This is a genomic window from Marinitoga sp. 1154 (assembly GCF_013363285.1).
Lineage (GTDB): Bacteria > Thermotogota > Thermotogae > Petrotogales > Petrotogaceae > Marinitoga.
On sequence record NZ_LBFB01000003.1, the window covers coordinates 67,035 to 82,291 of the forward strand.

Sequence of the window (15,257 nt, forward strand, 5' to 3'; positions counted from 1 at the left end):
TGGTTACTTATTCAATGGATTCATTGAATCAAGATAAATTTGTTTTACAATTTCCTTAGTTGCTTTTATAGGTGCCATTGATAACAAAATATCCAATGACGGCGTATTAAATGCTAAATCAACTAACCTTTCAATATCATCAATTGTATAACCTTCATCTGATAATTTTTTAGTCACTCCTACACTGAATAGCCATTTTTCTATACCTTTTGCTATTATTTCTGCTTCTCCAGGTATTCCTTTTAGTCCTGGAACAATAGGTTCGAATATTTCCGCTAATACTTCAGGTTTTGCAGGATAAATTGCTTTTACTACAGCAGGTAATAAAATTGCTAATCCTAAACCATGTGGTAATTCTGGCTTAATCCCACTTAATGGATGCTCTAAAGCATGGGTAAAATGCAACAATCCATTATCAAAACATGTTCCAGCAATTGATGAAGCATACATTAAATAATATCTTGCTGTTAAATTTTGTGGATCCGCTTTAGCTTCTGGTAAATATTTTGTGATTAATCTTATTGTCTCTTTTGCTAATAATATCGTATAAGGATTTGCTACCAATGTTGTTGCCGCTTCTGTAACATGATTTATAGCATCGATGGATGTAAATGTTGTTTGGCTTTCAGGTAATGTAACGGTAGTTAATGGATCGTTAATTGCATATAATGGATATATACAATCGTATACTAATGCTGGCTTATAACCTTTTTCCTCTATTGATGCTACTGCAAATCTATCTACTTCCGTACCAGTTCCATGTGTTGTATTGATAGCGATTATTGGCAAGGCTTTTTCTGCACTGAATTTAAATTCATAAAGTTCTCTTGCTGTATATTCTGGATATTCTAACAATATAGCAGCACTCTTAGCTGTATCTATATGACTTCCACCACCAACTCCTATAATAGCTTTTGCGCCAAAATCCAATCCCATTTTCTTTACTTCATCTATCATATCTACATTTGGGTTAGGCTTAACTCCTGTATAAACAACATATTCAATACCTTTTTCATCCATTATTTTTTCAATCTTTTCCTTTATTTTTGTTACTGTATATACAATTTCATCAGTTACCACTATTACTTTATTTATTCCTTTTTTCACTAAATCGCTAGCAATATCATTAAATTTCTCAAGCGCACCTACTCCTAAATACATCCTTGTTGCTCCTCTAAATTCTTGAATTGAATTTATATTTATTTTACTTTCCCACATAAATATTCACCTCCATAATGAGATTTTTTTCACTTTGTGACAGTAAAGTTTTACATTCTTTATTTCACATCTTTATTATATACGTGAAATTTTACACTTTTATTTCTCAAAAAATATATTTGTGTTAATTTTCACTATAGAATTATATCATACACATAAATTATATAGGCTGTCTAAAAAGTCTCAAATGAAACGAAGGCTCGAAGATTGCCCTTACACGCTACCGCGGGTATTGGTTTAAATATTTTTGATTTTATAAAAAACTTTTGAGCTATCGCTCTCCTACGACGGGTTATAGGATAATAATTTATTATTTTAAATAATAACTTTTCAATATTTTCAAAGAAAATATTCACGCCTACGCAAATATAGGATTAAAATCTTTTTATTTTAAATCTTTTCTATTATATAATTTCTATTATTAGTTTTTTATAATCTTGTGCACCTATTTGTAGTTTTTTCATTGTAATCATCTCCAGATTTATTTTTCATTCTTATTATAACATAAATTTATATAGATTCCGCTTCTTTTTTATAGAATTAATACGGTTTTTACTAAATAAAAAACGTCCAGTATGATAACTGGACGTTTCGGTTAACCCCTAAGGGGATTTTATCAATGGCTCCGGCGGAGAGTATTGGATATATAAACTAAATAGTGGTTAACTATTTGAATTTCAATTTTTAAAATAATATAATTATATTAAACTATATTTATTGGGGGATGTTATGAGTTATAAATTCAAAAGAAAGAAAATAGCATTAATAGTTGGTAATGGTTTAACACTAGATCTTTTAGAATATTTAAATCTTAAAGAATATTGGAATTCTTCAAACCCATTTTCTTGGAAGGATAAAATTAATAAACCAGAAGAATATAAAACAAAAAATTTTGAAGAAATGTTTCCAAAATTAAGTTTAGTAATCCAAAATTTTGGAAAAAATAAAAGTGATTTTGAAATGTTATATTATATTTTTTCTAATAAAAATAAGGTTGTAAAGTTTTTAAGTAATAAGTATAATACTCCTAACTATCTTCTTCTTTGGGGGATTTTAAGAAACGAAATAGAACATTACTTTAGCTTTGCTTTTTCCACTTTTCAAAGAATAATCGAAAAATACCAAAAAGAAATAGAATGCTGGAGTTATTTTAAATGGATTAATAAAAATAAAAAATCAATAAAGTTTATTATAAGTTTTAATTATGACCTTATTATCGAATTGCTATTGAAAAAAAATAAAATTGAATATCATAGTTTTGGAATAGAAGGGGAAAGCCTTACAGGTATTCCATTATTAAAACCACATGGTTCTGTAGATTATGAAGTCTCTAATAATGCGATAAATATAAATAAATTAAAATACCCTTTGGATAATGCTTTTACATGGAATGATACACCTTTAATTCGAATTGATAGAAATGAATTATTTAAGGTAAGAAAAATTTCTCCATATGTATTACCTTCTGAATATTCACAAATTAGTAATTATCAATGGATAAAACCTGGCTATGCTGATTTTAAAACAAAAATTAAAAATGTGGATACTGTATATTTAATAGGGCATTCATATAGCGAATTTGATAAAAATGAACTACTTCAAAATATTATAATTCATATAAAACCAAATACAAAAGTAGTAATAGTAAATCCAAAACCAAATAATGATTTGATTAAAGATTTAAAAAATAATGGATTAAATGTTTCAATAAAAACAAATTCTAAAGAACTCTTATAATATTTATATAATTTCGCTATATAAATTTAAAAATCAATGATTAATACTTTGCATTTGATCCTAGACATACATTGTAACACTTTTTTATTTGCTAATTTTTCATAGCTTAAATAAAGTATATTCTACATGATCACCGAGAATTGTTAATTCTGGCTACGGTATTTATTAATTATATATAGAAAATAACAATTGCTGAAATATTTTGTTTATCAATATCCTAATAGATTCCGAAAAAAACGTGTTCCTAAAACTGTCGAACGGTTCTTAAAACTGTCGAATGTTCTTCCTAGAACTGTCGAATGTTTCTTAAAACTGTCGAATGTTCTTCCTAGAACTGTCGAATGTTTCTTAAAACTGTCGAATGTTTCTTAAAACTGTCGAATGTTCTTCCTAGAAGTGTCTGCAAAAACAACTACAAGAATGTTTAAAAAAGGGAAAATAAAAATGTACAAAAAAGGGATTAAGAATTAGAAACAGAATTAGCAAAAAATCCATTTTTTCTTTTAATCGATATGAATCACCTTTAATCGAAATAACATGAGAATGATGCAATAATCTGTCTAATATAGCTTGAGCTAAAACTGGGGTAGTATAATATAAACTGTGTAAAAATAAAAAAAGGAAGAGAAAAATAAAAAGAAAGTGAAAAAGAAAAGAACGATATTTAGTGGAGGGATCACAATGCCAAGGAAAAGGAAAGAAGAAAATGAAAAAATTCTTGGTAATGTTGATAGAGAATTCATAAAACAATATATAAAAGAAAATGGTATTAAGGATTAGGAAGATGTTGAAGATATAAGTAAAAAGCTCGTAAAAATAATGCTTGAAGAGATGTTGAAAGCAGAAATGGATTATGAATTAGGATATGAAAAATATTCAAGAAAAAATGATGATAATGACAATTATCGAAATGGTTATTCAAAAAAGACTGTTATAACCAAAAATGGAGAAATGGAATTAACTGTTCCAAGAGATAGGAATGGTGAATTTGAACCACAAATTGTTAAGAAAAGACAAAGACATATTTCAGTATTAAACACATATTGAAGATTTGGTATTGTCTTTGTATTCAAAAGGTTTAAGTGTCAGGGATATTAAAGATCATATAAAGGAAATATATGATGTTGATGTTTCTGCTGAAAAAATTAGTCTAATTACTAATACTGTAATTCCTTTGATTAATGATTGGAAAAATAGACCTTTGGAAGAAGTATATGCTATTGTATATTTGGACGCTTCATTTTATTCTGTAAAGGAAGATGGTATTGTAAGGAAAAAAGTTATATATAACGTTATTGGTATTAATCTTGATGGTTATAAGGATATTTTGGGTATATATATTGAAAAGACTGAATCTTCAAGATTTTGGATAAGTGATTTAAATGATTTAAAAGCAAGAGGTGTAAAGGATATTTTAATTGCTTCTGTTGATGGATTAACAGGTTTTGTTGATGCTATTCAAGCAGCTTTTCCAAAAACTGAAGTTCAAATGTGTATTGTACATCAGTTAAAAAATACATTTAAATATGTTGTTCATAAGTACAGAAAAGCTATAGCCAAAGATTTAAAACCAATATATCAAGCTCCAAGTCTTGAAGCTGCTGAGACTGCACTTGCAGAATTTGAAAAAAAATGGGGCGAAACTCACCCCTTAGCAGTACAAATATGGAAAAACAATCGGGATAAGCTATCAGTTTATTTTAAATATTCAGAACCTATTAGAAAGCTGATATATACCACAAATCCTATAGAAAATGTACATAGACAATTTAAAAAAATAACAAAAAATAAAAATGTATTCCCAACAGATGAATCATTGATAAAAGCAATATATCTTGCAGCAATGAGAGTAACGGAAAAATGGACTGATAGAATCAGAGATTGGGAACAAATATTAAATGAACTTAGAATATATTTTGGAGATGATAGAGTGCCTATATTTTAAAAAAGATATTTAAAAAAATTAGATAAAATCACAATTGAATATTAAATTCATTTTGAAAAGTGAATATTACTTAAACCACTGCACAGAAATGTGCACAAAGGAATGAAAACAAAAAATTGAATATTCATTAAAAAGAAAAATTCTCAACTAACATCTAACACAAAAATTATTATAAACACTATGAAACTATAACTCTAACATTTAAATTTCACAAAGTGTATTAATTTTACGAAAAACTAAGAAAAAACTTTATATTTGCTAATATTTTATAATAATTATCATTAACCAACTATTATTAATTTACACAGAATTTTGGATAGTCCCTAGCTAAAAACAACATTTTTAAATTATATAATTTAAATTTTTTAAATCTTATATTTTTAACTTTTGCACACTGTGCATATATTTTGTTATTCTTTTTTCTAATAACTTTTTCTTTATTACAATTCTTTTAATTATTCTCTGTTTTTTCTTTTGCTACTTGACTTAATACCAGTGACTTTCTATTAGTGACTTCCTATTATAGTGTTGTTTAAATAAACAATGTGGTGTATCCGGTAAAAAACTGGATTAAAAATTTTTAAAATCCTATTTTAAAAATTTAGTTACCATAAGCTATTTCTGTAAATTTTCAATTATTTGTGTTTAATAATGAATCCACAAAATTTTCAACATCTGTATGTTCATTTTCGTTGTTTAACTCATCTATTATATTATTAGATTCTGTTTGTTTAATCATCATATCCCATTTGCTAAGCTCTTGATCAACTGTATCTAAAATAGAGTTTATTGAAGTATCTGATTTTGTGTTATAAAATTCATTGTATAAATCGTTTATCTTTTTAGAAACACCGTATTGAGTAATTTTAGCTTTTATCTCTTCAACTTTTGCTTTATCTTTTTCGATCTTTATATTATAATTATTTAACATTATTTCTAATTTTTTTATTGATTCTTCCATTACTTTTGTAGTATTCTTCTTTGTTTCTAATAAGGGATTTAACTTATTTTCAATTTCGTTTTTTAATTTTACCATTTCATTTCTTATTTGCTCAAGAGTATAAACAGAACTACCTATTATAACAGTATCTAATCCTTTATCTACAGCTTCTTTATACTTATTTGCTAATTTTTTTATAGCATCGTTATATTTTTCAACTTTTGTTTTTATATCGGAAAGCTCCTTTTCCAATTTATTTTTATCCAATTTTAAATCAATTATTTTTTCCTTTGTTTGATTATATAGATTTTCTTCTTTTTTTATTTCAGCTTCTGCAAGTTTAACAGCATTTTGTATTTTCATCATATTTTCAAATTCATTTCTTTTTCCGATAATAGTGTAATATAGAGATTTAGCTGTTGTCGGGAACAATAAATAAAATACAACCATCACAATAATAACTCCTAAAACTGCCTCGAAAATTTTTTTCATAAAAACTCCTCCTTTTTGTCTAAAAATCTTTATAAATTAAATCTTTTAAAAAAGAATCTTTTGTAGAATTCAATACCAAATTATAATATACTTTATAATTTGAATTATTATTATCAATTATTTTTGTCAATTTACCAATATTGTATATCATATAATCTGTATTGTTTATAAGTATTAATCCAAAAAACTTTTTTGATAATATATCCATATCAAAATTTAAATCACTTTCAAATGATCCTTTAATTAAATGACACAACTTCATGTAGCTTAAAACGGTTTTATAATTACTTTCATTAATTTTTTCATTATATAATTTTGAATTTGCCAATACTACTAAATAGGAAAATATATAATCATCATAATATTTTTTTACACTATCAAAAGATACAAAATAAGGGAACAACTGATCTAAGGCATTATTTAATAATTTAGTTCTTGGAATAGAAAAATCCACATAATAAGAATTTATAATCTCTTCAACTATTTCGTTAAATATAAACAAAGATTTTTCTATATCTATTTCAGATTTTTTACTTTGTATATAATTTAAAGCTAATTCAAAAGCCTTCTCATAGTTTAAATGCTTTTTAGCATTTTTATATTCACTAAAATAAAAAGATTCCATAAAAGAATTATTTGAATAATTTAATAAGATAATTTTTCCAGAATTTTTTTCAATAAATTTTCTATAATTCTCATATAACCCAATAATGTAGGAATCATCTGTTGCAGAAATAGTTATATTATTTATATATCCAGAAATTAACTCTTTTTTTAATTCTTCATTTTCTTTTTTTAATTCTTCTATTTTTATTAAATTATTTTTTTCCTTTTTTAATAAATTATTTATTTTTTCTTCCATAAAGGCCACTTCATTTAAAGCATCATAAGTATTATTATATTTCTTTAATAAATTTTCATAATCTGACTTTATATTTTCAAAATCATTTTTTATATTATCATACATATTATTTAATTTTTTATATTGATTTTCTAAATCATTATATTTTGATTTTAACGTCCTATTTACTTCTTGAAAAAAAATTAAATCTTCGTTATACTTTTTTATCTTTTTTAAATAATCATTATTTATTGAGGAAAATGTTGTATTTATATTCTTTATAATCAAATCCTTTTGATTTAGATCATCAATTAGTTTCTTTTTTTGAATTTCAAGATTATTTATTTCTTCACTTAACCTGGAAATATTATTTTCTTTTTTTATTAATTCGCTATTTAAATTTGTTATGGTACTTTTATATTCGGATAATCTATTTTCTAAATTATAAATCTTTTCAGATAAACTCTTTATATTCAAATCCTTTTGATTTAGATCATCATTTAGTTTCTTTTTTTGAATTTCAAGATTATTTATTTCTTCACTTAACCTGGAAATATTATTTTCTTTTTTTATTAATTCGTTATTTAAATTTGTTATAGTACTTTTATATTCGGATAATCTATTTTCTAAATTATAAATCTTTTCAGATAAACTCTTTATATAATCCGATTTTTCCACAAATTGTGTTTTTATATTTAAATAATCTAATTTTAATTTATTTATTTCTATTTTTTTTCTTTCTAATTCATTCAAAAGATTAGAATAAGATTCATCATATTTTTTTATAAAATCTTTTTGTAAATTAATAATATCTTTATATTTATTTAACGTTTCTACCATGGCCGTGGAGACTTCCGAAAATGTTCTTTTTAAAGATTCATACTTATTAGTATAATCTATATTCAATTGATTATTGATTTGTTTTAATGCTTCAATTTCAGATTCTAATTTTAGTTTCGTCTCATATGATTTTTTTTTCTCTAATTGATATAATTCATTTAATTTCTCATAATCACTTTTTGGAACTCCACAACCATATAATATAAATAGTAGTGACATTACCAAAAAAAACATTTTTTTATTCATAATACCAATACCCCCATAAAAAACAGGATTTTTTTAAAAGATTAAATTATAAACAATTATATGATGGATTTAATAAACTTTTAGAGGTTATTAAAAACATTAATGATGAGTATATGATTGCTATGAAGTCAACAGGAACTTATCATTTGCCATTAAAATAATTTTTAAACAAAAAATGGTTCGATGTTCTGGTATTACATCCATATTTTCTTAAAAATTTCATGAAAGCATTTAATCATTCAAAAACTGATAAAATTGATTTTAAAAGTATTGCTAAAGCTATATATATATATATATATATATATATATATATTACGCGATTATGTAGTTAAATCATTTGAATCTGAGGATTTAGTTTTAGAATTAAGATATTTACTACTTAGTTCTATTACGATTCGAGTGGGTAATTAAAAATAAGATAATATATTTAAAAACATAAAACAAAAATAATAAAACCAATTTTTAAATGAAAAAACTTATGTTTAAAAAAATGGTTTTCTTCCAAAACAAATGGGTAATTAGATTAAAAAATATAAATATATTGTCCTGTAAAAATGGATTCAACGATTTTGAAATTTGAAAAAATATTTAATTATAAGAAAATTGCATATACGTTTCATTCTTTAAAGATTTATGAAAAAACGCTAAATCTGCATGTTCTGAAGATAAAAAAAGGGTTCTCTCACGAAAAGAATGGGTAATTAGGGAAAAGACAATTTACTTAAAGCCAAGAAATAGTAATGGATAAACATTTAAAAGATTTAAAACCATAAGCTCTTTTGGTAAAAGTTCTAAGTTTTGAATTCATACCTTCAATTTTAGCATTGGTTAATCCTGTTTTTAAATGCATAAGAATACCTTTTATATGTTTATATAAACTCTTAGCTGCTTTTTTCATTTTGTTTATTTGTTAAATTTTTTGGATTTTTAAGGAACTTCTATTATTTTTATCCTATTTTCTGTTTTTATCCTTGGTACTCTCGCATGTATATATGTTTCATATGGTTCATTTATATTTAGTATTTTTTCAAAAAATATTGGCAATTCATTTATCATTCTGGTTCTCCTTCTTTTTTCTTCCACTACTATAATATCATTTTTTTCTTTTTTAACCACTGCTTTTGGAAGAGAACCATAATTATTTTGAATAACATACAAAACCTAAATTAATTTACAAAAAACAAATAGTTTAGTTTGAGCTGTTGCAGTATTGTTTGCTATAGAAAGGATAGATTTTACTACTTGACTTTTTAGAGAATACATTTTATTATAACATATTAATATATTATTTTTCAAATGTAAACATAGTAAGTTATTTTTGCTTAATGGAATTTATTTTCTATTTTTTACATAAATTGCGAAATTTTGTATTATTACTAAAATATTTCTTTCTAATTACTTGATAGAAAAATAATTATATTATTATATCTATTTCAATAAAAATATAGCCTGTATTCCATAAAAGATCAAGAGATTAAAGTTAAAAATATATTAATAGATATTTTGGAGAATTTTTAAAATTACCCCACTATTACAGCAAAAACTATCGCTGCAATTGTTTAGAAAAATTATAATTTTTGTAAATGGTAAAATAATAAAGAACAAAAAGAAGAAAATAAAAATAAACAAAAATGTATAAAAAGGATAAAGAAATAATGGTATCCTTCTCGGCTTGACCCCCGAAAAATAGACAAAAAATAAGGAAATCTCATTTTTTCACAGAAACGAAAAAATCAGAAAAATTATAAGAAGAAATAAAATCATTAAAATTATCATTAAAAAGATAAAAAACGAAATCAGGTGTAAGATACTTTAAAGACCCATGAGGTCTAAGATGATTATAAAAATAAATATAGGACATGTAATAATTATAAACATCATCGATATCGTTAAAAGTAATATATTCAACAAACTCTCTTTGAACAGCTGAATGAAATGATTCAATAAAAGCTTGAGAATTAGGATTATTTTTGTATCCAAATTCATGAATAATATTGAGATCACTCATAAACGGCTTTTCTTCGAAAAGCAAGTTTATGAAATGTAATTATTAAAATAAAAATAAAAACCGAATAATTTTTGGCTTTGCCAAAAAGTTAGGTAATATTAGCTTTGAATTGAGGACCATTATCAGTTCTAATAATTAAATTTTGAGGGGTAGCATTTCTAAATTTAATAGCCTGTTTAACAGTCTTGATAAAATCTTTAGCTTTAATAGAATTACCAATATAAACACCAACAATTGACCTATCAAAAGAATCAATAATACTTAGAATACCAACAAATCCATTAGTTTTAGTAAAAACAAATTTAATATCAGCTTCCCAATACTGATTAGGACCAGTAATATTATGATTTTTAGGTCTTTTTTTAGGATGTTTTGAATGACGATGATAATTTCGAGTTAAATTAAGTTCTTTTCTTAATCTATGAATTTTTTTGTGATTAATAATAATACCGTATTTTTGTTTAAATACAACTGCAAGTTTCTTAGACCCCAGAGTTTTGTAGAAAAACTCTGGGTTAGAAGGATCACCAATCGATAACAAATCAATAAGTAGCTTTTTAATATACTCATCATAAATCTTTTCACCTTTAGTATTTAAAGAATAACCTCTAAAAAATTTATTTTTCCTACTATAACGATTAACAGTAAAAAACAATCTTGATTTAAAATAGAAAGTGCTACGTTTAATCTTATAATGATTAAGCAAATAGTCTAAAGAAACACCAAAGTTAGTATATTTATTAATAATCAACAAATCACCAATAAAAGTTACTTTCTTTGCTGTTGTCGTTTTTTTTTCAAAAAATTAATTTCATCCTCTTGCATTTTAATAAGAAGTTCTTTTTCAAGAAAAAGACGTTCATAATATTTAAGTTTTTTCTCTAAAGCAACAGAATCATTAGTATTATTTGAATTAGACTTAATAATGCCAGCAGATTCATAAATAATAGAATCATTTGCTTCGCAAAAATAAGTAGAAAAAATTAATATATATAACATATATAAAAAATTTATAAAATAAAAAATCATTCAGCTTGCGCAGCATGATTTAGAAATATCCGAAATCATAGAACTAGGACGGCCTTTTTTTGAATGAAACACATTATCGTCATAACCAGAATCTTTATATTTTTTAACCCATTTTTATCGAAGATAAAAAAAGATTTTATATAATTAAAATTTTTACCTATTTCTATTTTGCGAAGCAAAATATGTTGGAGTTAATGAATCATCAGAAAGATATTCTTTAACTGCTTACAGCAGTTAATAGGATTAAATGATTTTATAATAAAGAAACATAAATCTTTTCAGCTTTGCTGAAAAAGCCAACTTAAATTTCGGTTCATAATTAGTTCGTTTTCTCATTAAAAAACACCCCTTTCTTTTTTTCAATTTTATGATATTACTTTCTTATTTTTTATCCAAATTTTGTAAGGGGTGAATACGAAAAGAAAGGGGTTGATAGAAAAGAAAAAGACAAAGGGACATCCAAGATTTGAAACGTTACCAGGAGTACAAGCACAAGTTGATTGGAAAGAAAATATAAAGTTGTATTCAAGAAGTGGAGAAGAATTTGAAATTAATGTGTTTAATTACAAATTAGGCTATTCGAGATACTGCTATTTTGAACTCAGAGAAACTAAAACTCAACAAGATGTATTTGAATGTTTAATAAACGCATTTAAAAAAACAGGAGGTGTTCCACAAGAGATATTATTTGATAATATGAGAACAGTAGTAGATATAACAGAAAAAGGAAGAAGAATAAATTATAAAATGAAAGCATTTGCTAGAGATTTTGGATTTAAAATCAAATTATGTAAGCCAAGACATTCATATACTAAAGGGAAGGTTGAATCAGCAAATAAATTCATATCTTGGATATTAGCGTATGATAAGGATTTTGAAGATGAAAAGGAATTAATTGAAATTATTCAAATTCCAAGATTTAATGTCGCAATTAAAAAAAGCACTTAAAGAAAATAGATTAGAAACAAGATTAAAACATTTTTCTAAATACAAAGTATTAATAATAGACGAAATAGGATATTTGCCCATAGATACAGATGCTTCAAACTTATTTTTTCAATTAATATCAAAAAGATATGAAAAACACAGTACAATAATTACAACAAATATGCCATTTTCAAGTTGGGGTGAAATATTTGGTTCTCCAGTTTTAGCTCAAGCTATATTAGATAGATTATTGCATCATTCTCATGTTATTTCGATTAAAGGTGATTCATATCGATTAAAAGAAAAAATGGATTTTTTTGCTAATTCTGTTTCTAATTCTTAATCCCTTTTTTGTACATTTTTATTTTCCCCTTTTTAACATTCTTGTAGTTGTTTTTACAATAAAAAAGTAAACTTTATTATAGTTTATTAAAATATCCAGAAAATATATCGCTTTTATTAGTTATTCATGTTATGATCTTAAAATAATATAAAAAACGTCCAGTATGATAACTGGACGTTTCGGTTAACCCCTAAGGGAATTTTATCGATGGCTCCGGCGGAGGGATTCGAACCCCCAGCCTAGTGGTTAACAGCCACCCGCTCTACCGTTGAGCTACGCCGGAACGAGCTCTGAAACATATTATAACATAAGAACCATTATAAATCAAGAAAATTTTTTGCTACAAATATTAAAATATGTTTTATTTTACATAAATAACTTTTGATATTTCTAACCACTTTATTTGTTTTTCCCTTATGGAATAAATAAAATAGATATACCCTATCCTATCTGCATGAAACAGTCCTGACAAACTTATAGTTCCTTTAAGTTCATATATGCCATCATGTTCAAAATCAACAGGTTTTAATTCGGCAATTCCCCCCAAAAATAAACTTTTGTAATCCCCGGTAAATTGACCATATTCATTATATGCTTTCATTTTTATATACTGTTTTTTTCTGTCTGATAGGTCTATATATGTATAATAATTTTTATATTTTATTAGAGCTTTGAAATTATCCATAAATTCTGCCTGTAAATCTATTAAACTTTGTTTTGAACTTAATAATTCACCTTTTTCATAAGAATATATATAATAATATATATAATTTCCACTTCCTCCTGAATATCCTTTAAAAAAAATATCTAAATTTCCATCTCCATCAAAATCATAAAACGATATATCAGGCTCATATACTCCAAAATCGAAATTTATTGTTGTTGATTCTTTTCCGATTATGGATAATTTTAAATTATCTACATATACTGAACTTACATAATTTCCATTTAATATAACTTTTTCATTTTCAGAATCATTATTTAAATCAATATCTTTTTGAATTATTATTTCAGAAAAAACAAATAAAGGAAACAACATCAATAAAATAACAATTATTTTTCTCATTATATCAACCTCCAAAAAAATGATTATATAATTTTTTAGATAAATATTCTTGCTTATGCCAGTATCCAGCCAATTTTTCATTTCTTGATAAATCACCTAATTTTTTATAATACTTTTTATTTAATTTACCAGGACCTATGTTGAATAATGGTGTACCTGGTAATGGCATAAAGGTATGCGAATGGATAACTGCATTATATTTCCTGGTTATTTTATCCATAAACTCAAAGGTTATTTTTATATCTTCATCAGTTTCAAATGGAAATCCAAAAATAAAATCAACATATGGAATAAATCCATTTTCATAAATAAGGGAAATCGCTTTTTCAACTTTTTCCAAATTATGCCCTCGTTTTATTCTATCTAATATTTTTTCACTTCCGCTTTGAGCACCAACGATAATCATTTTATTATTTACATATTTCTTTATCACTTTCAAAATTTCCGGTGTAACTGATTCTGGTCTTACATCCGAGGGAAAGGAACCTAAATATATTTCTTCAATCCCCACTTTTTTCAAGCTATATAGCAATTCTTCGATTTTATTCACATTTGGTATAACACCATTTTTTGAGCCGTAACCAAATGAATTAGGAGTTATAAACCTTGCAATTTTTCTATTATTTTTTATGGCTTCTTTGGTATATTCTATTATTATTTCTATATCTCTATGCCTTACTTTTCTTCCAAATAAATTAGGCGTCTGACAATAACCACATAAAAACGGACATCCACGAGTTATTTCAATAGGCATAAAATGTTTATTTTTTATGGCAAATGGCGGATAATAATTTAAGTCCACAAATTCATCTGATATGATTATTTTTCTGTCCGTTCCTATTTTCAAAAAATTAGTGAAGGTTTTTTCACCTTCACCAACAAAAACATGATCAAATCCTATTTTTAATGTTTGTTTTGGCATTGCACTTGGGTGTGGACCACCTGCAATTACTTTATACCCTTTTTCTTTTAGTATCGGTATTTCTTTTTCAACATCAAATATGTCAAAACTCATAAATGAATATGCAATTAGAGTTTCTTCTGGTGAATATTCAAGTATTCTACTAAAATTTTTTTCTAACATTATTTCTATATCTATATTTTCCTTTTCAATAGCGCCTATTAAAGAAACAATTGAATATCTATTAGATTTAAATAATCTAAATATTATCCTTTTCAATTTCATCAACCTCATGTTTTTTAGGCATTATATCTCTTAAACCTGATAGAAAAATTAAAATTCCTACAATTATTGCAGAAGTAGCTGAAACATTTATATAGATATATGTTCCAATTGCAATTGCATTTAATATCCAGGCCAAAGTTATATATAATCTATTTTTTTTATAATTATATAAGGATGAAAATATTGTAGATAATAAGACCATGACAACAAACAAATTAATGTCTAATTTTTTTATAAAGCCAAACACTGATAACAAAACGCCTATAAATAAAAAGGTTATTGTGAGTTTATCGTACTTTTTTGACTTAAAAGAGAAAAATGCTGTAATTAATCCAAAAATTATCGCTAAAATCATCAAAAATATATTTGTTTTAAGATAATATGCTGCTAATCCTGATAATAATAAAGAAAATGCAACAGAATAAATCATTCTTTCACC

The 15,257-nt window shown here is 24.8% G+C and carries 13 protein-coding genes, 1 tRNA gene and 4 pseudogenes; 5 read left to right on the forward strand and 13 right to left on the reverse strand.

What is annotated here, in order from left to right:
* Nucleotides 1-3: 3 nt before the first annotated feature.
* A complete protein-coding gene (locus tag XO12_RS02305) occupies nucleotides 4-1,218 on the reverse strand; it encodes an iron-containing alcohol dehydrogenase (protein ID WP_175419626.1) in 1,215 nt (404 codons plus the stop codon).
* A gap of 729 nt (nucleotides 1,219-1,947) precedes the next feature.
* Here XO12_RS02305 and XO12_RS02310 point away from each other — a divergent pair.
* On the forward strand, nucleotides 1,948-2,955 hold the full coding sequence (locus XO12_RS02310) for a hypothetical protein (protein WP_175419627.1): 1,008 nt from the start codon (nucleotides 1,948-1,950) through the stop codon (nucleotides 2,953-2,955).
* Nucleotides 2,956-3,345: 390 nt separating this feature from the next.
* Here the strand turns inward: XO12_RS02310 and XO12_RS11275 are convergent.
* Nucleotides 3,346-3,534: pseudogene (locus XO12_RS11275) on the reverse strand (ATP-binding protein); the annotation flags it as partial.
* 240 nt (nucleotides 3,535-3,774) lie between these two features.
* Between XO12_RS11275 and XO12_RS11215 the strand changes: the two are divergent.
* Entirely contained in the window at nucleotides 3,775-4,002 is a 228-nt protein-coding gene (locus XO12_RS11215; RefSeq protein ID WP_217683618.1) for a transposase, read from the forward strand.
* 10 nt (nucleotides 4,003-4,012) lie between these two features.
* Nucleotides 4,013-4,900, forward strand: coding sequence for an IS256 family transposase (locus XO12_RS02315; protein ID WP_217683619.1), 888 nt, complete (start codon nucleotides 4,013-4,015; stop codon nucleotides 4,898-4,900).
* Between the two features lie 631 nt (nucleotides 4,901-5,531).
* Here the strand turns inward: XO12_RS02315 and XO12_RS02320 are convergent.
* From XO12_RS02320 to XO12_RS02350, 7 genes and pseudogenes are all read right to left on the reverse strand, one after another.
* Nucleotides 5,532-6,332 carry a hypothetical protein gene (locus tag XO12_RS02320; protein WP_175419628.1) on the reverse strand — a complete coding sequence of 267 codons (801 nt, stop codon included), beginning with the start codon at nucleotides 6,330-6,332 and terminating at the stop codon, nucleotides 5,532-5,534.
* Nucleotides 6,333-6,351: 19 nt separating this feature from the next.
* Entirely contained in the window at nucleotides 6,352-8,259 is a 1,908-nt protein-coding gene (locus XO12_RS02325) for a hypothetical protein (protein ID WP_175419629.1), read from the reverse strand.
* Between the two features lie 721 nt (nucleotides 8,260-8,980).
* The gene (locus XO12_RS02330) at nucleotides 8,981-9,157 is read right to left on the reverse strand and encodes a transposase (RefSeq protein WP_175419630.1); all 177 of its coding nucleotides are present in this window, start codon (nucleotides 9,155-9,157) and stop codon (nucleotides 8,981-8,983) included.
* A 29-nt stretch (nucleotides 9,158-9,186) separates the two neighbouring features.
* A complete protein-coding gene (locus tag XO12_RS02335; RefSeq protein WP_175419631.1) occupies nucleotides 9,187-9,417 on the reverse strand; it encodes a hypothetical protein in 231 nt (76 codons plus the stop codon).
* 550 nt (nucleotides 9,418-9,967) lie between these two features.
* Nucleotides 9,968-10,252: pseudogene (locus tag XO12_RS02340) on the reverse strand (integrase core domain-containing protein); the annotation flags it as partial.
* A gap of 103 nt (nucleotides 10,253-10,355) precedes the next feature.
* Nucleotides 10,356-10,808, reverse strand: coding sequence for a DDE-type integrase/transposase/recombinase (locus XO12_RS02345; RefSeq protein ID WP_175419633.1), 453 nt, complete (start codon nucleotides 10,806-10,808; stop codon nucleotides 10,356-10,358).
* A 227-nt stretch (nucleotides 10,809-11,035) separates the two neighbouring features.
* Nucleotides 11,036-11,266 carry a hypothetical protein gene (locus tag XO12_RS02350; protein ID WP_175419634.1) on the reverse strand — a complete coding sequence of 77 codons (231 nt, stop codon included), beginning with the start codon at nucleotides 11,264-11,266 and terminating at the stop codon, nucleotides 11,036-11,038.
* 447 nt (nucleotides 11,267-11,713) lie between these two features.
* Here XO12_RS02350 and XO12_RS02355 point away from each other — a divergent pair.
* Together XO12_RS02355 and XO12_RS02360 are read left to right on the forward strand one after the other, a co-directional pair.
* A pseudogene (locus XO12_RS02355) lies at nucleotides 11,714-12,205 on the forward strand (DDE-type integrase/transposase/recombinase); the annotation flags it as partial.
* A gap of 7 nt (nucleotides 12,206-12,212) precedes the next feature.
* Nucleotides 12,213-12,566, forward strand: a pseudogene (locus tag XO12_RS02360) (ATP-binding protein); the annotation flags it as partial.
* Between the two features lie 208 nt (nucleotides 12,567-12,774).
* Here XO12_RS02360 and XO12_RS02365 read toward each other — a convergent pair.
* The 4 genes from XO12_RS02365 to XO12_RS02380 form a co-directional block, all read right to left on the reverse strand.
* Nucleotides 12,775-12,849: transfer RNA gene (locus tag XO12_RS02365), tRNA-Asn, on the reverse strand.
* A 78-nt stretch (nucleotides 12,850-12,927) separates the two neighbouring features.
* Nucleotides 12,928-13,632, reverse strand: a complete 705-nt coding sequence (locus tag XO12_RS02370) for a VCBS repeat-containing protein (protein ID WP_175419635.1) — start codon at nucleotides 13,630-13,632, stop codon at nucleotides 12,928-12,930.
* Between the two features lie 4 nt (nucleotides 13,633-13,636).
* On the reverse strand, nucleotides 13,637-14,818 hold the full coding sequence (locus XO12_RS02375) for a TIGR04013 family B12-binding domain/radical SAM domain-containing protein (protein ID WP_047265037.1): 1,182 nt from the start codon (nucleotides 14,816-14,818) through the stop codon (nucleotides 13,637-13,639).
* Nucleotides 14,793-15,248 carry a hypothetical protein gene (locus XO12_RS02380; protein ID WP_047265036.1) on the reverse strand — a complete coding sequence of 152 codons (456 nt, stop codon included), beginning with the start codon at nucleotides 15,246-15,248 and terminating at the stop codon, nucleotides 14,793-14,795. Before XO12_RS02380 ends, XO12_RS02375 begins: the two co-directional genes overlap by 26 nt.
* Nucleotides 15,249-15,257: the final 9 nt, after the last annotated feature.